The following is a 20947-nucleotide window of genomic DNA, read 5'->3' on the forward strand; positions in this document are numbered from 1 at the left end:
CGGCGATGCAGGGTCGCTCAATGCGCCCCCTCGCCGGTGAGCACGACGCGCACGGTTTCGAGCAGGATCAGGGTGTCGAGCACCAGCGTGTGGTTCTTCACGTAGTAAAGATCGTACTGCAGCTTGTTGAGCGCATCGTCCACCGACGAACCGTACTTGTAGCGCACCTGCGCCCAGCCGGTCAGCCCCGGCTTGACGCTGTGGCGCACGGCGTAGAACGGGATGTCGAGGGTGAGCTGATGCACGAAGAACGGCCGCTCCGGGCGCGGCCCCACCAGGCTCATGCTCCCGGCCAGCACGTTGAACAACTGGGGCAGTTCGTCGATGCGCAGGCGGCGGATCACGCGGCCGACGTGCGTCGTGCGGTCGTCGTTGCGCGCCGCCCAGCGCGGCGTGCCGTCGCGTTCGGCGTCGCGGCGCATGCTGCGGAACTTGACCACCTTGAACACCCGTCCGCCCTGGCCGACGCGCTCCTGCCGGTAGAACACCGGCGCGCCGTCTTCGAGCAGGATGGCCAGCATGGTCAGCAGCATCACCGGCATGGCCAGGGTCAGCAGCACCGCGGCGGCCAGCAGGTCGAAGGAACGCTTGACGAAGGCCCGCCCCCGCCCCTGGCGGAAACCGTCGCCGTAGATCAGCCAGCTCGCCCTGAGCGAGTCGATGCGGACCTGGCCGCTCACGTGCTCGAAGAATCCCGACAGGTCGTCCACCTTCACGCCGCGCAGCTTGCAGTCGAGCAGATCGCGCAGGGGCAGCACGCCGCCGCGGCGCTCGCGCACCGCCACGATGACCTGTCCGACGCGATGTTCGCGGACCACGTCGATCAGGCTCGCCCCGCGGCCGAGCACGCGCGCCGGGTCCACCTGCGGTGCATCCCCGGCGTTGGGCAGATAGAAGCCCACCAGCTCCACGCCGCTGTCCGCCGGGCTGCTCAGAGCCTCCTCGACCGACAGCGCATCGGACCCGCCGCCCACGACCAGCGCGCGGCGCGTGAACAGCGCGTTGGCCTGGCGCCGGTTGAGCGCCCCGCGCATCGCCAGAACCGCGCCGAGCAGCAGCAACACCGTGACCTGGATCGCTTCCGAGGCGAAGTAATCCCACGGCAGCACATGGAACACGCCGTACGCCACCGGCACGCTCACCACCACGCCCAGGATCACCCGGATCAGCCAGTCGCGCGAAGAACCGCCCGCCGGCGAGCGATACAGCCCCAGCACGCTGTTGAGCGCGATCATCGTCACCGCGAACAGCATCGCCGAAGGTATCACCAACGGCCAGTCGGTCGTCCGGGCATCGAACTGGAAGGCGATGGCCAGAATGACGGCAAGGCAAAGCAGCACCGCGTCCGTGAGGACCTGGAACAGCGTATGCGATGGAAAATAATGGCTGAAGACCTTCAGCATGGCCCCCCCTCTCCGACCTGCAGCCTTGTGCCGTCGTCTGAACGTGAATGGCAACCCGATTGCCGACACCTTATATGACGCACTGCGGCGCCGATGTTAAACCCGTCACGGCCCGTCTCAGCCTTTGCAGGACACCCGGACGCAAAGCATCGCTACCCACATCGGGTAATTTCGCATACCCCTTTTCGCCGACTTGCGGACAGGTCGATTACTGTATATTCTTACACCACATCGGACGCCTGCTGCGCAGCGCCCGCAAACCTGGCTGACTCGATACGGAACCCCCCATCATGGAACGCTGGATCAATCCCATCCTCATGTCCTGCGGCTCGGCCTCCGGCCTGCTGTTCGGCACCGGCGAGACCGCCGCAGGCATCATCCTCGCCGCCGCGGGCATCGCCTTCGCCTGGGCCCTGCGTACCCAGCAACAGTGCGCGCCGGACACCTGAACGGCACGCACATCACGCCGTCCGGTCATTCTTGATAGCCGCTGCAGCGCGGATTGTCCCGCCCGAAACATCCGCCGCCGACAACACGGTCCGCCGCGCCTGCCCCGCAGCGGCCCTCAGGGCTTCCACTGGACAGGCTTTGAAGCTAGAATGCGCGCCTTCCACGGAGAGGTGGATGAGTGGTTTAAGTCGCACGCCTGGAAAGCGTGTTCAGGGTAATACCCTGACGCGGGTTCGAATCCCGCCCTCTCCGCCAGAACACCAGCATGAACGCGCCGCCCGGCGCGTTTTTCGTTTTCGGCCCACAACGCGTTTTCGGCCCACAACGGCCCGGGCGACATGGCCACGGCGGCCTCCGAAAGCTCTCGGCGAATCAGGACTCGAGCACGTAAGTCCCCGGCGCGGGGCTTGAGCCAGCCCATCCATTCCTCCCTCCAACTTCCGGTGTAGAGCCGAGCACGCTCGCGCCACTGGCCGGGCGGTCGGTGCGGTGGGCGGCGGCCCGGTTTGTGACATGCCTGTCACATTGGCCTTCGACAATGGGAAAAACGGCGCGGGAGTCCGCTGTGGAAAAAGTCGATGCGCTCGCCACCCTGGGGCAGGACGAACTCCTGAAACCGGCACGGGTCAAGGCCGCGCTGGCGGCCAACGACCGTCTCAAGCTCTACCTGAGCGTGCTGCAGGCCGCCGGCGAGCGTGCCGACAAGGCCGACGCCCCGCCCCTGGATCTCTCCTGCGAGCTCGCCGCCGCGGGCGTGAACGCGCCCTGGCTCGCCAACCTGCCGGCCGCCGCCTACCGGGAAGGCCGCACGCTGCACATCCCCGAACTCGCCCGCCTCGCCGGACTGCTGCGCGAGGACCTGCACACCATGGCGCGGCCGCTGGAAGGCGACGCGGACTTCGATACCCGCCTCGCCCACTGGACCGGATGGGTGGACGGACTGGCGCCGAACGAACTCTCCCCCGAGCAGTTGCACGCGCTGGTGAGCGGCAAGCGCGGCAAGAACGACAGCGTCCACCTGCTGATCATGGACCTGCACAAGGCGCTCAACCGCATGGCCGCCCGACTGTCCAGCGAGAACATCGACGGCGCCCACGTGTGGCAACTGGACGAGGCCGACCGGCCGCGGGTGGCCGCCTTCATGCGCGGCGTCAATGCCACGCGCGCCCTCAAGCTCGACCACCCCGGCCTGGATACCGCCGCCACCCGCGACGGCGTGCGCCTGCTGCTGCAGAACGACATCGGCACCAACGACGCCCACGTGCTGGTGATCCAGGTGGAGGACCTGCACGTCAGCCTCACCTATTCCGACCTGCACCGGCGCCGTTTCGACTTCTTCCGCACCCTGCTCGAAGCGGTCGGCGCGGAGTGGACCGAACCCCGGGCACGCGTCACTGCCGGCCTCAACGCGGGCGATGCCTACTACGTGGGCGTGGCCACCTTCGCCTGCGCCGACGAGGAACTGCTGGGGGCAGTACTCGAAGGCATAGGCGAGCGCATCGTGTTCCTGATCGACTGGAACCGGGCGCGCAAGCGGCTGGAACTCTTCGTGGGCAGGCCCGCCGCGCTGGAGGTGCTGACCGAGGCCGCCCGGCGCCGGATCGGCCACATGAGCTGGCTCACGGCCGGCGGCGAGAAGCTGGTCTTCGGCGCCATGGAGGCGCTGGGCCCGGACTACTTCCATCTGGGCGACCGCCTGGACGACGTCATGGGCGCCGAGCGGGCGGTGGAATTCCTGCTCGACGCCTTCGCGCTCGCCACCAAGGCCATGCAGCAGCATCAGCCGGCCGCGCTGATCGCCGACGACACGCGCCTGCTGCTGGCGCGTTACATGAGCCGCCACGACGAGTTCGACCTGCTGGCCGAACACGCCGCCTACTGCCACGCCCTGGCCGAAGGGCTGCGGGATGCGCTCGCCCACGGCCACGAGCGCGACCGGGAAGCCGCCCGCAGCTTCGCCGAGCGCGCCAAGGACTGGGAGCGCCGCGCCGACCAGTTGGTGATGGACGCCCGCGCCCGCGCCGAGGCCCGCCCGCGCTGGACCGGCTTCGCCAGGCTGGTGGAGGGTGCCGACGACGTGGCCGACGCGCTGGAGGAGGCCGCCTTCCTGCTGTGCCTGATCGCCGCCGGCCACCATCACGGCTGGCGCGGAGAAGTGCACCAGTCCATGCGCCTGCTGGCCGACGCCGTGCTCGGCGCGGTGCAGGACCACGTCAAGGCGCTGGCCATCGCCCGCAGCTTCGGCGAGGGCAGTTGCGCCGAGGACCACGAGGAGTTCGTCGCCGCCCTGTGGCGCGTGCTCAACGCGGAACGCCAGAGCGACATCCTGCTGCGGGAGGTGCGCCGCGCGCTGGCCGAACACGTGAGCGACGCCGCCACGCTGCAGTTGAGCACCGACTTCGCCCAGGCGCTGGAAGCGGCCACCGACGCCCTGCTCGCCACCGGCTACGGCCTGCGGCGGCTGGCCTTCAGCCGCGCGGGGGCGGGCGAATGAAGAAAGTCCCGGCCCCATCGCCTTCCGGCGCAGCCGAGACGCGCCGGACCGTACGCCTGATCCACGCGGACCATCCCCTCACCGCCACTGCAGGCCCGCAGGAACTCGGCTTCAAGGCCTGGAACCTGGCGCGCATGGCTGCCCTGGGCCTGCCGGTGCCGCCCGCCTTCGTGCTCGGCACGGGCTGGTGCGCACAATCCGCCGCAGTGGAGCGGGAGTGCTGGCTCCCCGCGCTGGTGGAACTGGAGCGGCTGACCCGGCTGCGCCTGGGCGACGTGCGCCATCCCCTGCTGCTGTCGGTGCGCTCCGGCGCGCCGGTATCCATGCCCGGCATGATGGACACGCTGCTCAACATCGGCCTCACCGCCGCCACCCTGCCCGGCTTCATCCGCATCGGCGGCCAGCCGCGCCTCGCCTGGGACGCCTACCGCCGCCTCATCAGCGGCTTCGGCGAAGTGGTCGCCGGCGTGGACGCGGGCCACTTCGAGGCGGATCTGGACAACCTGCGCGGCGATGCCGACGAACGCAGCCTGGACTTCGCCGACCTGCGCACGCTGGCCGCGCGCCACCTGGAAACCTACCGCCGCGAGGCCGGCGAGGCCTTCCCCCAGGACGCCCACGCCCAGCTCGAAATGGCCATCGCCGCCGTGTTCGCCTCCTGGAACGCCCCCAGGGCGCGCACCTACCGGGAACTGCACGGCCTGCCCCACGACCTGGGCACCGCCGTCACCGTGCAGGCCATGGTGTTCGGCAATGCGGGCGGCCTGTCGGGGGCGGGCGTGGGATTCACACGCGATCCGAGCAGCGGCGAAGCGAAGCCCTGGGTCGATTTCCTTTTCAACGCCCAGGGCGAGGACGTGGTCAGCGGCCGCCGCAGCGCGCTTGGACACGAGGAACTGGCCGCCGTCGCGCCCCACGTGTGGGAGGCCCTGCTGCAGGCCGCCGACCGGCTGGAACGCGCCTTCGGCGACATGCAGGACTTCGAGTTCACCGTGCAGGACGGCCGCCTGTACCTGCTGCAGACGCGGGAAGGCAAGCGCACGCCGCTCGCCGCCGCACGCATCGCCCTCGACCTGTACGAGGAAGGCCGCATAGATGCCCGCACCGCCCGCGAACGCACCGCCGGGCTGGACGCCCAGTCCCTGACCCAGCGCCGAATCACCGCCGCCGACGGGGCCGTGCTCGTGCCCCTTGCCCACGCGCCCAGCGCGGCGAGCGGCGTGGCCTGCGGCGAGATCGCCCTCGACGAGGCCCGCGCCCGCGAGCGCACCCGCGCCGGCGCGGCCGTCGTGCTGGTGCGCAACGACGCGGAGACGCGGGACATCGCCGCCCTCGACCTCGCCGAAGGCTTGCTGACGCGGCGCGGGGCGCGCACCTCCCACGCCGCGGTCGTCGCCCGCCAGCTCGGCAAGGTCTGCCTGGTCGGCTGCGACGGCCTGCAGATCGACGAGGCCGCGCGCACCATCCGGCTGGGCGACACCACGCTGCGCGAGGGCGACCTGCTGACCCTGGACGGCAACACCGGCACCCTCTACGCCGGCCGCGCCCAGGTCGTGGAGACGGTGCCCGAGGCGCTCATGGAACGGCTCCGGGCCCTGCGCACGGCCGAACGGGCCTGAACGCCCATCCGCGTTTTCCCGATAAGGTACGAAGAAAAGCATCGTTCGCATTCCCTGCCCCGCTTCATAGACTTCCCGGTTTTTCTACCGGGAAGGGCCGGACATGGATTTCAGCCTGAGCAGCGAACAGCAGGTCCTGGTGGAGCTGGCCGACCGTCTGGGGCGCGAGGTCTTCGCGCCCAAGGCGGCGCGCTGGGACCGGAACCACGAATACCCCCACGAGAACGTGGAGGTGCTGCGCCAGGCCGGCCTGCTGGGCATGACCATCCCGCGCCGCTTCGGCGGCCAGGAACGCCCGCTGATCGACGTGGCGCTGGTCATCGAACAGATCGCCCGCTACTGCGGTGTCACCGCCCGCATCGTGGTGGAGACCAACGTGGGCGCGCTGGGCTGCATCATGGCCTACGGCAGCGAGGCCCAGCAGCGCGAGACCGCCCGCCGCATCCTCGAAGAGGGCGACAAGCCGGTCATCGCCATGACCGAGCCCGAGGCGGGCACGGACCTGACCGCCCTGCGCACCACCGCGGTGGAGCAGGACGACCACTACGTCATCCACGGCACCAAGCACTGGATCACCGGCGGCGGCATCGCCCGCACCAACTTCGTCTTCGCCCGCATCGTGGACCGCGGCGGCCGCGACCAGGGCATAGGCGGCATCCTGGTGGACAAGGGCACGCCGGGCTTCCGCTTCGGCCGCGTGGAGGACGCCATGGGGCTGCGCGGCATCCCGGAGACCGAGCTGATCTTCGAGAACTGCCGGGTACCCAAGGAAAACCTGGTGCCGGCCGACCCGCGCGACCGCTTCAAGAAGCTGATGAACGGCTACAACGCCCAGCGCATCGGCGCCTCCTGCGTGGCCCTGGGCATCGCCCGCGGCGCCCACGAGCTGGCGGTGGACTACATGCAGCAGCGCACTTCCGGCGGCCGCAAGCTGGCCGACTACCAGGGCCTGCGCTGGATGGCGGCCCACGGCGAGGCCAGGCTGCAGGCCGCCCGCCTGCTGATCCACCGCGCCGCCTGCAACGCCCGCCACCTGCCCAACAACGTGATGCTGCCGGACATGGAGGAAGCCTCCATCGCCAAGGTGTTCACCGCCCACAACGCCTTCGACGTGGTCAGCGAATCCCTGCAGATGTTCGGCGCCGCCGGCTACTCGCGGGACCTGCCGCTGGAACGCATGCTGCGCGACGTGCGCATGTTCCAGATCGGCGGCGGCACCTCCCAGGCCCAGCTCAACATGATCGCCCGCTGCATCTTCCCCGACGCGGGGCGCCCGTGAGCGGCGGGCCGCTGGCGGGCGTCCGCGTCCTCGACCTGTCGCGCATCCTGGCTGGCCCGAACTGCGCCCAGTTGCTGGGCGACCTGGGCGCGGAAGTGATCAAGGTGGAAAAGCCCGGCGAGGGCGACGACACCCGGCGCTGGGGGCCGCCCTTCGTGCGCGACCGGCACGGCAAGCCCACCGGCGAGAGCGCCTACTATCTGTGCGCCAACCGCAACAAGCGCTCCATCGCCGTGGACCTCTCCCGCCCCGAAGGCCAGTCCCTGGTCCGCCGGCTGGCCGCGCGCAGCGACGTGCTGATCGAGAACTACAAGGTCGGCACGCTGGGACGCTACGGCCTGGACTACGCCAGCCTGCACGAGACCCTGCCCGGGCTGATCTACTGCTCCATCACCGGCTTCGGCCAGACCGGCCCCTACGCCACGCGCAGCGGCTACGATTTCCTGATCCAGGGCATGGGCGGCATCATGAGCCTGACCGGGGAACCGGACGGCCCGCCCATGAAGACCGGCGTGGGCATCGCCGACGTCATGACCGGCATGTACGCCGCGGTCGCCATCCTCGCCGCCCTGCGCCACAAGGAGCATACGGGCGAAGGCCAGCACATCGACCTGGCCCTGTTCGACACCCAGCTCGCCTGGCTGGTGAACGCCGGCACCAATTACCTGCTCTCGGGCCGCGACCAGCCCCGACTGGGCAACGCCCACCCCAACATCGTGCCCTACGAGGTCTTTCCCGCCCGCGGCGGGCATTTCATCCTGGCGGTGGGCAACGACGGCCAGTTCCGCCGCCTGTGCGGCCTGCTGGAACGGCCCGGACTGGCCGACGATCCGCGCTACGCCACCAACCCGGCGCGCCTGGAGCACCGGGACACGCTGATCCCGCTGCTGAAGGACCTCACCCGCCGCCGGGAACGCAGCCACTGGCTCGGCCAGTGCGAAGCCCTGGGCATTCCCGCCGGCCCGGTGAACACCGTGTCCGAAGCCTTCGCCGACCCGCAGGCCCGTTTCCGCGGCGCCCGCGTGGACCTCGCCGACGAGGAGGTGGAAGGCGGCAGCGTGCCCCTGGTCGCCAACCCCATCCGGCTCAACGCCACGCCGGTCACCTACCGCCGCGCCCCGCCCCGCCTGGGCGCCCACAGCCGGGAAATCCTCGCCGAAGTGCTGGAACTGCCGCCGCAGGAGATCGACGCGCTGATCGCCGCCGGGGTCGTCGCCGAGGGGGCATGAAGCCTGCCCGCGCAGCAAGGGCTGAAATGAAACACACCATGCCTGCACCGTGCGCAAGCCCCTCTCCCCTCGCGGGAGAGGGGTTGGGGAGAGGGGGCTGGGACGGGCGCCGTGCCTGCATCGAGCGCCCCCTCTCCCCGGCCCTCTCCCGCGAGGGGAGAGGGAGCACAGCCACCCCGTTTCATGCGTCGTGGGTCGCGCCGGGCGCGGTGGAGCAACTGATATGCAAATCCGAATTTCTCGGTTCCCGTCCTCCCGCCCCCTCCCTAGACTGCCGCGGGCATCGCCGACCCCGCCATCCCGAAAGGAACACCGATCATGAAGCGTTTCCTGCGTCACACCGCCGCCCTGGCCGCCGGCCTGGTCCTGGCCGCGGGCAGCCTGTCCGCCCAGGCCGAAGGGCGCATCCGCATCGCCCAGCAGTTCGGCATCACCTATCTGGTCCTGGACGTGCTGCGCGACCAGCAACTGGTGGAAAAGCACGGCCGCAAGGCGGGGCTGGACATCCAGGTGGAATGGGCCAAGCTCTCCGGCGCCACGGCCATGAACGAGGCCCTGCTCTCCGGCAATCTGGACATCGTGTCCGCCGGCGTGCCGCCGGCCCTGGTCCTGTGGGACCGCACCCGCGGCAAGCAGAACGTCAAGGCCGTGGCGGCGCTGGGTTCGCTGCCCAACTACCTGCTCACCAACAACCCGAACGTCAGGACCCTGACGGACTTCGGCGACAAGGACCGCATCGCCGTGCCGGCCGCCGGCGTCGGCTTCCAGTCGCGCACGCTGCAGATCGAGACGGCCCGCCTGTTCGGCAAGGAAAACTTCAACCGCTACGACCGCATCTCCGTCAGCCTGCCCCACCCGGAAGCCACCGCGGCGCTGATTTCCGGCGGCCTGGACGTGAACGCGCACTTCTCCAGCGCGCCCTTCTACTACCAGGCCCTGGAAGCCAACCCGAACATCCGCAAGGTGCTCAGTTCCTACGACATCCTCGGCGGCCCGGCCACTTTCTGCGTGCTCTACACCACGGAGAAATTCCGCGGCGAGAATCCCAAGACCTACAAGGCGTTCTACGACGCCCTCGTGGAAGCCTCGGAATGGCTGCGCCACAACAAGGCGGAAGCCGCCCGCCTCTTCATCCGCCAGCAGAAGTCCAGGCTGTCCGAGGAATTCGTCCGCAAGATCCTGGACGACCCGGAGAACGACTTCACCATCGTGCCGCAGCAGACCTTCGTCTATGCCACCGAACTGCACAACATCGGCGTGCTGAAGAACAAGGCCGGCTCGTGGAAGGACTACTTCTTCGAGGAAGCCCACAGCCTGCCGGGCAGTTGAGCGCCGGACGCGCCATGCCCAGGCCCTTCGTGCTGATCGCCGAGTACATGGACGACGGCGGCGTCCGCGCGCTGCAGCAGGACTTCGCCGTCCACTACGACCCGGACCTGTTCGAATCGCCCGCGGAACTGCACCGCCTGATCGGCGGCGCCCGGGCCCTCATCGTGCGCAACCGCACCCAGGTTACGGCCGAACTGCTGGCCCGGGCCCCGGCACTGCGGGTCATCGGCCGGCTGGGCGTGGGACTGGACAACATCGATCTGGACACCTGCCGCACACGCGGCATCGCCGTCCATCACGCGCCAGGCGCGAACGCCCAGGCCGTGGCCGAATACGCCCTGGCCATGACCCTGGTCACGCTGCGCGGCAGCTACGGTGCCACCGCGGAGGTGGCGGCGGGCGCCTGGCCCCGTGCAGCCCTGGGCAACGGCGGCGAGGCCGCGGGCAGGACGCTGGGCCTGGTGGGCTTCGGCGACATCGGCCAGCGCACGGCGCGGCTGGCGCGCGCCATCGGGCTGGGGGTCGTCGCCTACGATCCCGCCCATGGCCCCGACGCCCCCGTCTGGCAGTCCTCCGGCGTGGAATGCGTGGATCTGCCCACGCTGCTCGCGCGCGCCGATGCCGTCTCCCTGCATCTGCCGCTGAATCCCGCCACCCGGGGACTGTTCGGCCGCGACACACTGGCCCGCATGCGCCCCGGTGCCGTGCTGATCAACACCGCCCGCGGCGGCATCGTCGACGAGGCGGCACTCGCCGACGCACTGCGCCGCGGCCACCTGAGCGGGGCTGCGCTCGACGTCTTCGCCCACGAACCGCTGCCGTCCGGCTCGCCGCTGGCGGGCCTGCCCAACGTGTGGCTCACGCCCCACGTGGCCGGCCTGACCCGGGAAGCGAACCGGCGCATCGGCACCCAGGTTGCCGAACAGGTGCGCAACAGCCTGTCGAGCCCGGCCTGACCGTCTGCCGGAACCGCGGCTAGGGCCGCTGCGCCACCATCAGGAACACCGGGTAGCGCCGCCCCGCTTTATCGATGTGGAACACGGTGTCGAAACGCACCGAGGCGAAACCGGCCGCCTCCGCAAGCCCGCCCAGGGACTCCCGGCCGAAACCGCAATGCCCGTCGAAGCCTTCGCCGTGGAAGGAGCCGTCCTCGGCGTCCAGGTCGGCGATGCACAGATGGCCGCCCGCCGCGAGCAGGCCGTGCAGATCGGCCAGCGCGCGCCGCGTGTCGGCGACGTGGTGCAGGGTCATCAGCGAGAACACCAGGTCGTAGCCCGCGGTGGACGCATCGTCCGCACCGAGTTCGAAGCGGATGGGCGTCATGTTGCCGATGCCCGCGGCAGCGATCTTGTCACGCAGCACCGCCAGCATGCCCGCGGAGTTGTCCGCCAGCGTGACGTGCCCCAGATCGGCCTGCAGCGCGAAGCCGAGCAGGCCGGTGCCGCAACCGAATTCGAAGCCGCGCGTGGCCGGGCCCAGCGGCACCCGGGCGCGGATGGCGTCGGCCACCGCATGCGCGCGCTCGCGCTTGGCGGGGTCGTCGTCCCAGCTCGCGGCCTTGTTGTCGAACGTGTTCATCGTGCTCAACTCCTGTGGTCTGGCCGGCACGTCAGGCGCCGGGACGTTCGCCCATCGCCTCGCCCATGCGGATCGCCGCAGCGGGCTGCCAGGCGGGATTGAAGGCGATGGTGCCGCGCGGGAAGAGCATCACCACGGTGGAGCCGAGCAGGAAGCGGCCCATCTCCGCGCCCTTGTCCAGCTCCACCGGAGTCTCGTCGTAGCGCCATTCCCGCAGCGTGCCCGAGCGGGGCGGATTCACCACGCCGTGCCACACCGTGGCCATGCTGCCGACGATGGTGGCGCCCACCAGCACCAGCGCGAAGGGGCCGGATTCCCCTTCGAACACGCACACCACCCGCTCGTTGCGCGCGAAGAGACCCGGCACGCCGCGGGCGGTGGCCGGGTTCACCGAGAACAGCGCCCCTGGCACGTGGATCATGCGCTTCAGCCGCCCGGCGCAGGGCATGTGGATGCGGTGGTAGTCGCGCGGGCTCAGGTACAGGGTGGCGAAGCTGCCGTCCTGGAAACGCGCCGCGAGTTCGGCATCGCCCCCCAGCAGCGCGGCGGTGGAATAGCGGTGGCCCTTGGCCTGGAAGATCTGGTCGCGCTCGATGGCGCCGAACTGGCTGATCGCCCCGTCCACCGGGCACAGGAAATCGGCCTGCGCCGGCGGCCGGGCGTCGTCGCGCAGCGGCCGGGTGAAGAACTCGTTGAAGCTGCGGTAGGCGCCCACGTCCGGCTCGGCCGCTTCGGCCATGTTCACCCCGTAGCGGCGCACGAACCAGCGGATCACCGCGGTGGTGACGGCCCCGCCCTGCCAGCCGGCGAAACGCCCGGCGAGTCCGGTCAGCGCCTGTTTGGGCAAGAGGTATTGCAGCAGCACGGCGAGGCGTTCGGGCACGTTGTCGATCCGGGAGGTGGGGAGCGCCGGATTATACCGGCAGCGTGCGCCGCACCGGCGCAACGGGATGCAAGCGGCAAAGCCGGAGGTGTACAAGGCCGGCCTTGCCGCGCAAGGCAGTGCCGGCCTGATGGGCGGACATGCGCAATGGGGACTAGAATCCAGCGATGCCCGCCAACACCCAGGGAGAATACCGATGGAACACAAATCGCCCGCCTCGGAATCCGCACCTGAACCTCTTCCGCTCCCGCCGCGCAAGCGCGGCGCCTCCCTCGCCCGGCTGAACGAGATCAAGCTGCCCCTGTGGGTCAGCCTGGCACTGCTGGTGCTGCTCCTGCTCGTGTTCGCCTGGAAGAGCTTTTCGGTGGCCACCGTGGAACGCGGCGTGGAGGCCGAGCGCCAGGCCCTGATCGGCCAGCGCACCGCCGCCGAAGAGGAAGCGCGCAGCGCCGTGCTGCGCACCAGCGACGCCACCCATGCCCTGTTCGGCACCGCGCTGGCTTGGGCCGTGCGCGGCGACATGATCCGCAACAACCTGGACCAGATCGACCAGTACTTCAACGAACTGGTCAAGGCCGAGCGCATCCGCCTCGTCCTGCTCGCCGACCCCGCCGGCAAGGTGCTGGTCTCCAGCGACCGCGCCTTCGTCGACGCCCCGCTCCCGCCGGCCTTCCCCGCCAGCCTGCTGGAAGTGCCCGACGTCACCGTGCAGCCCGCGGCCGCCCCGGCGGAGCGGCAACTGGTGATCCCCATCCAGGGCCTCAACACCCGCCTGGGCACGGTGATCCTGGTGTACGGGATGGAAGGCTGAAGCCTGTCTATGCCCGCGCGGCCGTGCGCTCCGGCAGCCCGATCCCGAAGACGTCGGCGAACTCCAGCGCGGGAAGCGGCCGGCCGAACAGGTAGCCCTGCCCCTCCTCGCAGCCGAAGCCGTGCAGATGGCTGCGCTGGGGCTCGTACTCGACCCCCTCGGCGATGGTCTCCAGGCCGAAGCTGCGCGCCATGTCGAGGATGGCGCGCACCACGGAAGCATCCCGCTCCGATTCATGCATGCCCTGCACGAACGAGCGGTCGATCTTGATCCGGCTCAGCGGGTAGTGCTTGAGCAGGCTGAGCGAGGCGTAGCCGGTGCCGAAATCGTCGAAGGCGATGCCGACGCCGAGCGCCCGCAGGCGGTGCAGCGCATCCAGCACGAGATCGTCGTGATCGAGCACGATGTTCTCGGTGATCTCCAGTTCCAGCGCCTGCGGCGGCAGGCCGTGCCGTTCCAGGGCCGCGACGACCTCCGCGACCAGATCGCTCACGCGGAACTGCGCGCCGGACAGATTGACCCCCATGCGGAAGTCCCCGGCCCCCTGCCTGCGCCACAGCGCCGCCTGGGCACAGGCTTCGTCGAGCACCCAGAAGCCGACCACCGCGGCGAGCGGCCCGCTTTCCAGGGCAGGCAGGAAAGCGGCCGGCGACAGCAGCCCGCGCTCCGGGTGCCGCCACCGGATGAGCGCCTCCGCGCCGGTGAGCGAACCGTCCGCCAGGCGGACCTGGGGCTGGTAGAACAGCACGAACTCGCCGTCGTTGACCGCCCGGTGCAGTTCGATGTTGTAGAGCCGGCGCGCCACGGCCTCCATGCGCAGCGCCGTGACGAAGACGAAGGCCTGTCCGCGGCCGACGCATTTGGCCTTGAACAGGGCGAGATCCGCATCGCCGACCAGTTCCAGCGCCTCCTGCGCGTGGACGGGCGCAACCGCCACGCCGCAACTGGCCGCCACGCGCACCTCGTGCCCGTCGATGGCGATGGGCTCCGCCACCCGGGCGATGGCGAGGCGGGCGAACTCCGCGGCCCGCTCCGGGCTCGATACGCCGGGCAGCAGAATGGCGAACTCGTCCCCGCCGATCCTCGCCACCACGCCATCCGGTCCGGCCGCCCGCTCGAGGCGGCGGGCGACTTCGCGCAGGATGCCGTCGCCCACCGCGTGGCCCAGCGTATCGTTCACGTCCTTGAAGTGGTCGAGATCGATCATCAGGGCCGCGGCCGCCGACGGGCGCATCAGCGTTTCCTCCATGCGCCGGTAGAAACTCGCGCGGTTGGCGAGCCCGGTGAGGATGTCGGTATTCGCCATCCGGTGCAGTTCCTCTTCCTTGCGGCGGCGCGCGGTCAGATCCTGCAGGTGGGCATTGAAGGTCAGGCGCCCCTGGTCGCGCCAGCAGAACAGGGACAGGCCGAGCAGGAACTCCGTGCCGTCCCTGCGCAGGCCGTGCAGCCCTTGCGGCATGACCAGCCCATCCACCGAACCGGCCGCCACGGCGCGTGCGATCAGATCGCCCAGCGCGGGCCGGTCGCGCGCGGCGACCAGCGTTTCCACCGCCCTGTCCGCGCCTTCGTCCGCGCCGTAGCCGTACAGCGCAGCCGCCGCATCGTTCCATGCCACCACACGCCCGCGCTCATCGAACCATATGACGGCGGTCGGCGAATTCCGCGCGAACTCGTCGAAAGGCGGCTTGGCCTGCTCGGTCGAAATCTCCACGCGGCGCAGTTCCAGCCGGTCGGCGGCCATCCTGGCGAGATCGCGCAGGCGTGCGCGGTCTTCCGGCGAGAAATCGTCATGGGGCCTGCCGTCGATCACGCACAGCGCCCCCAGGGCATGCCCCTCCGGCGAGCGCAGCGGCACCCCGGCATAGAAGCGCAGGTTGGCCGACCCCGTCACCAGCGGATTGTCGTGGAAGCGCTCGTCCAGCCTCGCGTCGGGCACCACCATCACCTCGTCCTGAGTGATGGCATGGGCACAGAACGACACGTCGCGGCCCATGTCGACCGTCGCCCCCTCCAGCCCGGTGCTGGCGGCGAAGAAGACGTGATCGCTGCCGATCATGTTCACCGCCGCCACGGGCATGCCGAACATCCGTGCGGCGATCTGGACCACCGGGTCCAGGCTGGGCAGGGGCCGGTCGCTGCCCAGCCCGTAGGCGGACAGGGCTGCCAGCCTTTCCTTCTCCGTGGCCAGTTCAGGGGGACACTTCATGGCCGTCTCCTCCGGTGTTCGCTCTGGGCGGCGAATGGCTGGAAGGTTAACAAACCTCCGATGCCGGCATCGTGACCGATTTCTTCTTCGAAAGCGGACGGGGATACTCCTCTGAAGGCCGGGGCGGCCGGAGGTTCCGGAACCCGGCGGCTCGGGAAGAGAACCTTGTTCATCCATGTACTATGCTGGGATGGATATTACCGGGCACCATCCTCGTGGAGGGGACGAACATCGAATCGCGCAAAGTCCGTGTCCTGCTGGCGGATGACGAAAGGCACATCCGGCAGCTCATCAAGGCGGTCCTGACGACGCTCGGCGCCGACGTGGCCGGCGAGGCCGAGAACGGCGCCGAAGCCGTGCTGCTCTACAAGGAGCAGCGGCCGGACGTCGTCCTGCTCGACGTGAACATGCCGGTGAAGGATGGCCTGGCGGCGCTGCGCGAGATCAAGGCTTTCGACGGCGGCGCGGTGGTCGTCATGCTGACTTCCCTGTCCGACATGGGGACGATCGAATCGGCCCTCGAGCTGGGCGCGGCGCAGTACATCCGGAAGGACACACCCGTTGCGGAACTGAGGAAGCTCCTGGTGGAGACGTGGCGCGACCACGTGGACCCGCACCGGGAGTAACCCCCTTTGCAGGAGCCTGCCCTGTGATGGAGAAGCAGCACGACGACGAGTCCCGCATCGATTTCCGGCAGATGCTGGAAGAACTCGAATCGGAGGGTGCCAAGCCGGTTCTGAAGGACGTCAGGCAGGACGACATCTCGCAGCTCTTCAAGAAGAAGAAGCGCGCCGAACCCCCGGACAGCGAGTCTCAGTGATGGCCGCAACCCCTTTTCTACGCGCCCTGATCGATGCCGGACTGGTCGACGAGATCGACGCGCAGGCGCTGCTCCAGGAAACGGGCGGGAGGGACTTCGACGTCGCGAAGCGGCTGTTCGAGATTCTCGCGATCCCCGCGGACAGGCACGCACTGGCCAAGCTGTACGGCGACACGCTCGGCAAGGCCTACGTGCCGCTCGAGAAGACCTTGTTCGAGCGCGAGGCGCTGGACAGGCTGCCGCCGGAGATCGCGCGCCGGCAGTACTGCATTCCCGTCTACGTGATGGGCGAGGCCCTGACCCTGGCGATGGCGCATCCGGAGGATGCCCAGCTCATCTCCCACCTGGAGAAGCTCATGGGCTGCCCCGTGAGCGCGGTGTTCGCCTTCCCGCAGGAGATCGAGAACAGCATCGACATCCATTACGGCAGCGGCGACACGCTGGTGAAGCTCTCCGATCAACTGGCCTTCGATGCGGGCGCGGGCGAGGAGATGAGCACCGAGCACCTGCAGCGGGTGGCGAAGTCGGCCGATGCCGTCGAACTCGTCCGCGGGCTGCTCCTCTACTGCATCCAGCACAATGCGAGCGACATCCACGTCCAGCCCATGGCGAAATCCCTGGATGTCCGCCTGCGCATCGACGGCCAGTTGCAGACGCTGCTCAGACTCAACAGGAAGGCCATTCCGCCGGTCATTTCGCGGCTGAAGATCATGGCCAATCTCGACATCAGCGAGCGCCGGCAGCCCCAGGACGGCCGGGTTTCCCTGGTGCTGCGCCACCGCAGCTTCGATTTCCGCCTGTCCACGGTGCCGACCGTGTTCGGGGAAAAGGCCGTCATCCGCGCCATCGGCTCTTCGGATCAACTGGCCAGGCCCTTCGACCAGCTCGACCTGTCCACACGCAACCGGCAATTGCTCAACCGGCTCATCAAGCGTCCCAACGGCGTGCTGTTCGTGACCGGCCCCACCGGTTCCGGCAAGACGACCACGCTGTACTCGGCACTTTCCGCGATCAACCGCCCGGAGATCAACATCGTCACGGTCGAGGACCCGGTGGAGCTGCGGATCGACGGCCTCACGCAGATCCAGACCAACGCCGGGATCGGCCTGGACTTCGCCAAGGTGCTGCGCGCCATCCTGCGCCAGGACCCGCAGGTGGTGCTGATCGGCGAGATCCGCGATCTGGAGACGGCACGGATCGCGGCCCAGGCCGCCCAGACCGGCCACCTGGTGATGGCGACCATGCACGCCAACAACGCGCTGCAGGCCGTGAGCCGCTTGATCGAGATCGGCGTGGACCCGTTCCTGGTGGCGCCGGCGGTCATCGGCGTGCTGGCGCAGCGTCTGGTGCGCAGGGTTTGCGAGCACTGCAAGGAGCGCTACGAACCGTCGGAGGAAGTGCTGGACCGGATCTTCTACAACCGCTCGCACGCACCGGTCTACTTCTATCGCGGCAGGGGCTGCACGCATTGCAACCACACGGGCTATGCCGGACGGGTTGCGATCCACGAGATCTTCATCCTGACCGACCTCATCCGCGAGTTGATCACCAGCCGGGCGCCGTTCCTGGAGATGCAGCGGGAAGCCGTGCGCCAGGGCTTCAGGTCGATGCGCTACGACGGCATCATGAAGGCCATGCAGGGACTGACAACGGTCGAAGAGGTGGACCGGGTCACGGCCGAATAGGCCCTGCCGTCAGTTCCTGGGCAGGCGGGCCCAGAAGTAGGCGCCCTCGCCGAGCCGGCTGTCGCAGCCGACCGTGCCCTGGTGAAGCTCGATGATGGTCTTCACGATGGACAGCCCGAGGCCCGTCGAGGACTCGCCGCCGGTCGGCTTCGCGCTGAGCTTCCGGAACTTGCCGAAGAGCTTGGCCTTGTCGTCGTCGCTCAGGCCCGGGCCCTGGTCCCGCACGCCGAACTCGACCTGCGCCCCGTCGGCCACGGTCGCCAGCGTGACCTCCACCGTCTTGTCCGGCGGCGAATACTTGATGGCGTTGCTGACGTAGTTGTCGAGCGCCTCGCGCAGCCGGGTCGCGTCGCCCCGGACGACGATGTCCGGCTGGATGTCGCCCACCAGGCGGATGCGCTTGCGCTTCGCCATGCTCTGGCTGTAGCGGACCAGTTCGGTACCCAGCGCGCTGAGGTCGACGCCCTTTTCGTCGAAGGCGAGCCCCAGCTGCTCGATGCCCTCGCTTTCCAGAATGCCCTTGACGACCTCCGACATGTGGTTGGAAGCGTCGTAGATGTTCTGCAGGAACTCCAGATCCTGCTGCGACGCCGTCGGCTCGCCCTTTTTCATCTCCAGCAGGATCTCGGCCAGGCCGGCGATCGCCGCCAGCGGATTCTTCAGGTCGTGGCTGGCGATGGCGAGCAGTTCGCCCTTGGCCTTGTAGGCGGCCTCCGCGGCCTCCTTCTTGGCCCTCAATTCTTCCTGCACCCGCCGTGCCGTGATGTCCACGACGGACGCCAGGGCGACCACGCCGCCTTCCGTCTGGATCGGATTCAGCCCGACCTCCACCGGGAACACCGTGCCGTCCTTGCGCCGGGCCAGCAGGTCGCGCCCGGAGCCCATGTAGCGCGTCTGCGGATTCGCGAAGAACGAGTCCCGCAGCGCGCCGTGGTGGCCGCGCAGTTCATCGGGCAGCAGAATCTCCACGGGCTGCCCGAGTATCTCGCTCTCCGCATACCCGAAAAGCGTGACAGCCTGCTGGTTCACCAGGGTGATGAGGCCGTTCTGGTTGACCAGGATCATCGCGCTGGGTGCGGACTCCACCACCTTCCGGAAGCGCGCCTCGGCCTGCTTGCGTTCGGTGATGTCGATGATGGTCGCCAGGATCCAGATGCCGTCCACCAGCACCAGCGGGTTCAGGCCGATCTCCACCGGGAACTCCGTGCCGTCCTTGCGCAGGGCGAACAGTTCGCGGCCGATGCCCATGCTTCTCAAGGTCGGCGCCCGTGCATAGGCAGTGCGCAGCGCACCATGCCCCTGGCGGAACCGCTCGGGGATCAGTTCCTCGACAGGCTTGCCGATCAGTTCTTGAGCGCTGTAGCCGAACAGGTTCTCGCACTGCCTGTTGACATAGGCGATCAATCCCTCGCCGTTGACCAGCACGATCGAGCCGGGCGCCGAATCGACGATGAGCTGGAACGTGATCTCGGTGAGCTTGTTCTGTGCCAGGTCCATGCCTCGTACCTCGGTTGACCCGCATCGAACCGGCGCCAGCCTTCGCGGCCGCCGCCGGTTTCCGTATGCGGTCGGTTCCGCCCGCGGGACGCCGCTTCATGGGAACAATGGGGCCTTCATATGGGCGTGTTCTTTTTATAGATGGATACGTTTCGCAGGTGTACTACACTTTTTCCAGAAGACCGCCCCGCGCCGACCGGTCTTCGCGGGGGCAAGGGTGCATCCCGGCCGCGGCCGGGTGCAGGGCGACGTCCGGCAATGGGGAACGGTGGCTCCATGAGCACGTACCGGGGCTTCACGCTGATCGAGTTGCTGATGGTGATCGCCATCATGGGCATCCTCGCCGCACTGGCGATCGGCGCCTACGACATCTACGTGATCCGCGGCCAGATCGCGCAGACGCTGACCGACTACGGCCACATCCGCATCGTCGTCGGCATCGAAACCTGGGCCGGCGGCCGCACCGAACTGCAGGCGGGCAGCGTCCCCGGCGAGGTGCCGCCGGCGCTCGCCACGCTGCTCAGCCGCTCCGAGTTCAACCAGCTCGACAACACGACGCTGCAGTTGGTGAAGGCGCCGGCCGGCACTTTCGCAGGCTTCCCGGACCGGGACGTCTACGCGCTCATCGCAGCCGCCGGCAACGGGCGGGGGCAACGCCGCCTGCGCATGCTGCGTATCATGTTGCCGCACAGAGAAGGCGACAAGATCTGGCTGGCGGAGAACATGCTGTATTTCCCGCTGGATGTCGGCCCCGGCGGGGACGCGGCGGCGCCCGTACCACCCCCCGGGACGATCACGGAACCCCCCGTTGCCCCGCCCGTGCCGCCCGCCGCCGGCGACAAGACGACAGGCTGGGACAGCGCGGAAGCGACGCAGCAGGGCTCGGGCTGGGAGGCCGAGGCGCGCGTATGCCTCGGCGGCAGCGACGGCAAGCCGCTGGCGAGCGACCTCAATGCGCAGGTGCAGATCCGCGTCGTGCAGGAAGTGCGCACCTGGGACGGCCAGACCACCGAGCGCTCCTGGCTGACGCAGGTACCCATCGTCGACGGCTGCGCGACCTTCTCCCTCTCCGGCCTGCCGCTGGCCGGCCCAGGGGTCGAGGGCGTGACGGCGACGCGCTTCGAAGTTGCCGATGTCTTCTACTACTGGCCCACGGATCCCGCGGTCAAGTGGGACGGGGTGAAGCCGGTGCAACGGATCCCCGCGCCATCATGAGCACGAAGCCCACCGAGGACTGGAACGATCTCACCGTCGAGGCCAGGGACGAAACGCCTGGCCTCGAACTGCCGCCGGCCCGAAAGCCGCCGCAGCGCCTGCTGCTGCCGGTCCTGCTCGTGCTCAGCCTGGCCGCGCTGGCGGGCGGCTGGCTCAGCCCCTTCAATCCGTGGCCGTCGGGGCCGAGCGAGGCCGACCTGGCGCAAGGGCGCGAGGCCATCCTGCGCCTTGCCGACAACGCGGTGCGCGACTACGCGCGCCGCAACGGCCGCTACCCGGCCAGGCTGGACGACGCCATCGTCCTCCCGGCCGGGCTGCAGGTGGAGTACGTTGCGCACCCGTCGGATTTCGAGCTGCGCATCGCGGACGACGACGGGCTCGAAGCCGGCCCGCGGCCGGAGCCTTCCCAGCCTCGGCCCCGGTAGCAACGGACATCGGTCCGATTCGCC

General features: G+C 69.2%; 18 protein-coding genes and 1 tRNA gene. 14 read left to right on the forward strand and 5 right to left on the reverse strand.

The window, feature by feature from the left end; genetic code table 11:
• Nucleotides 1–17: 17 nt before the first annotated feature.
• Nucleotides 18–1403: a TIGR03013 family XrtA/PEP-CTERM system glycosyltransferase gene (locus E6O51_RS13640; RefSeq protein ID WP_136385545.1), complete on the reverse strand. Its 1386-nt coding sequence runs from the start codon at nt 1401–1403 to the stop codon at nt 18–20.
• 290 nt (nt 1404–1693) lie between these two features.
• Here E6O51_RS13640 and E6O51_RS21895 point away from each other — a divergent pair, with 290 nt between their 5' ends.
• The 8 genes from E6O51_RS21895 to E6O51_RS13675 all read left to right on the forward strand — a co-directional run bounded on the left by E6O51_RS21895 (nt 1694) and on the right by E6O51_RS13675 (nt 10759).
• Nucleotides 1694–1852, forward strand: coding sequence for a hypothetical protein (locus E6O51_RS21895; RefSeq protein ID WP_168735275.1), 159 nt, complete (start codon nt 1694–1696; stop codon nt 1850–1852).
• A 165-nt stretch (nt 1853–2017) separates the two neighbouring features.
• A tRNA-Ser gene (locus tag E6O51_RS13645) sits at nt 2018–2108 on the forward strand.
• 310 nt (nt 2109–2418) lie between these two features.
• Entirely contained in the window at nt 2419–4347 is a 1929-nt protein-coding gene (locus tag E6O51_RS13650; RefSeq protein WP_136385546.1) for a DUF47 family protein, read from the forward strand.
• Nucleotides 4344–5966: a PEP/pyruvate-binding domain-containing protein gene (locus E6O51_RS13655; protein WP_136385547.1), complete on the forward strand. Its 1623-nt coding sequence runs from the start codon at nt 4344–4346 to the stop codon at nt 5964–5966. The genes E6O51_RS13650 and E6O51_RS13655 overlap by 4 nt, the downstream gene beginning before the upstream one ends.
• Before the next feature lie 103 nt (nt 5967–6069).
• A complete protein-coding gene (locus tag E6O51_RS13660) occupies nt 6070–7245 on the forward strand; it encodes an acyl-CoA dehydrogenase family protein (RefSeq protein ID WP_136385548.1) in 1176 nt (391 codons plus the stop codon).
• Nucleotides 7242–8474: a CaiB/BaiF CoA transferase family protein gene (locus E6O51_RS13665; protein WP_136385549.1), complete on the forward strand. Its 1233-nt coding sequence runs from the start codon at nt 7242–7244 to the stop codon at nt 8472–8474. Before E6O51_RS13660 ends, E6O51_RS13665 begins: the two co-directional genes overlap by 4 nt.
• Nucleotides 8475–8792: 318 nt before the next feature.
• Nucleotides 8793–9803: an ABC transporter substrate-binding protein gene (locus E6O51_RS13670; protein WP_136385550.1), complete on the forward strand. Its 1011-nt coding sequence runs from the start codon at nt 8793–8795 to the stop codon at nt 9801–9803.
• Nucleotides 9804–9817: 14 nt separating this feature from the next.
• A complete protein-coding gene (locus tag E6O51_RS13675) occupies nt 9818–10759 on the forward strand; it encodes a hydroxyacid dehydrogenase (protein ID WP_136385551.1) in 942 nt (313 codons plus the stop codon).
• Between the two features lie 19 nt (nt 10760–10778).
• On the opposite strand, the gene E6O51_RS13680 is transcribed toward E6O51_RS13675, so the two are convergent.
• Together E6O51_RS13680 and asd are read right to left on the reverse strand one after the other, a co-directional pair.
• On the reverse strand, nt 10779–11381 hold the full coding sequence (locus E6O51_RS13680; protein ID WP_136385552.1) for a class I SAM-dependent DNA methyltransferase: 603 nt from the start codon (nt 11379–11381) through the stop codon (nt 10779–10781).
• A gap of 31 nt (nt 11382–11412) precedes the next feature.
• Complete coding sequence (gene asd / locus E6O51_RS13685; RefSeq protein ID WP_136385553.1) at nt 11413–12264, reverse strand: archaetidylserine decarboxylase; 852 nt, start codon at nt 12262–12264, stop codon at nt 11413–11415.
• Nucleotides 12265–12460: 196 nt separating this feature from the next.
• Here asd and E6O51_RS13690 point away from each other — a divergent pair, with 196 nt between their 5' ends.
• Nucleotides 12461–13075, forward strand: a complete 615-nt coding sequence (locus E6O51_RS13690; protein WP_136385554.1) for a hypothetical protein — start codon at nt 12461–12463, stop codon at nt 13073–13075.
• 7 nt (nt 13076–13082) lie between these two features.
• Here E6O51_RS13690 and E6O51_RS13695 read toward each other — a convergent pair whose 3' ends face one another.
• On the reverse strand, nt 13083–15281 hold the full coding sequence (locus E6O51_RS13695; protein ID WP_136385555.1) for a putative bifunctional diguanylate cyclase/phosphodiesterase: 2199 nt from the start codon (nt 15279–15281) through the stop codon (nt 13083–13085).
• A gap of 215 nt (nt 15282–15496) precedes the next feature.
• Here E6O51_RS13695 and E6O51_RS13700 point away from each other — a divergent pair, with 215 nt between their 5' ends.
• From E6O51_RS13700 to E6O51_RS13705, 3 genes are read left to right on the forward strand one after another with little or no spacing between them, the layout of a single operon-like run.
• On the forward strand, nt 15497–15907 hold the full coding sequence (locus E6O51_RS13700; protein ID WP_211091404.1) for a response regulator transcription factor: 411 nt from the start codon (nt 15497–15499) through the stop codon (nt 15905–15907).
• A gap of 26 nt (nt 15908–15933) precedes the next feature.
• On the forward strand, nt 15934–16101 hold the full coding sequence (locus tag E6O51_RS21900) for a hypothetical protein (protein WP_168735276.1): 168 nt from the start codon (nt 15934–15936) through the stop codon (nt 16099–16101).
• Complete coding sequence (locus E6O51_RS13705) at nt 16101–17786, forward strand: GspE/PulE family protein (RefSeq protein ID WP_136385556.1); 1686 nt, start codon at nt 16101–16103, stop codon at nt 17784–17786. The genes E6O51_RS21900 and E6O51_RS13705 overlap by 1 nt, the downstream gene beginning before the upstream one ends.
• A 9-nt stretch (nt 17787–17795) precedes the next feature.
• Here the strand turns inward: E6O51_RS13705 and E6O51_RS13710 are convergent, their stop codons facing one another.
• Nucleotides 17796–19283 carry a sensor histidine kinase gene (locus tag E6O51_RS13710; protein WP_136385557.1) on the reverse strand — a complete coding sequence of 496 codons (1488 nt, stop codon included), beginning with the start codon at nt 19281–19283 and terminating at the stop codon, nt 17796–17798.
• Nucleotides 19284–19559: 276 nt separating this feature from the next.
• Between E6O51_RS13710 and E6O51_RS22100 the strand changes: the two genes are divergently transcribed.
• Nucleotides 19560–20498 (forward strand): pilin, encoded by a 939-nt coding sequence (locus E6O51_RS22100; RefSeq protein WP_211091405.1) that lies wholly within the window; start codon nt 19560–19562, stop codon nt 20496–20498.
• The gene (locus E6O51_RS13720; RefSeq protein ID WP_136385558.1) at nt 20495–20923 is read left to right on the forward strand and encodes a hypothetical protein; all 429 of its coding nucleotides are present in this window, start codon (nt 20495–20497) and stop codon (nt 20921–20923) included. Before E6O51_RS22100 ends, E6O51_RS13720 begins: the two co-directional genes overlap by 4 nt.
• Nucleotides 20924–20947: the final 24 nt, after the last annotated feature.

Origin of the sequence: Pseudothauera rhizosphaerae, assembly GCF_004801305.1 — a bacterium.
Taxonomy (GTDB): Bacteria; Pseudomonadota; Gammaproteobacteria; order Burkholderiales; family Rhodocyclaceae; genus Pseudothauera; species Pseudothauera rhizosphaerae.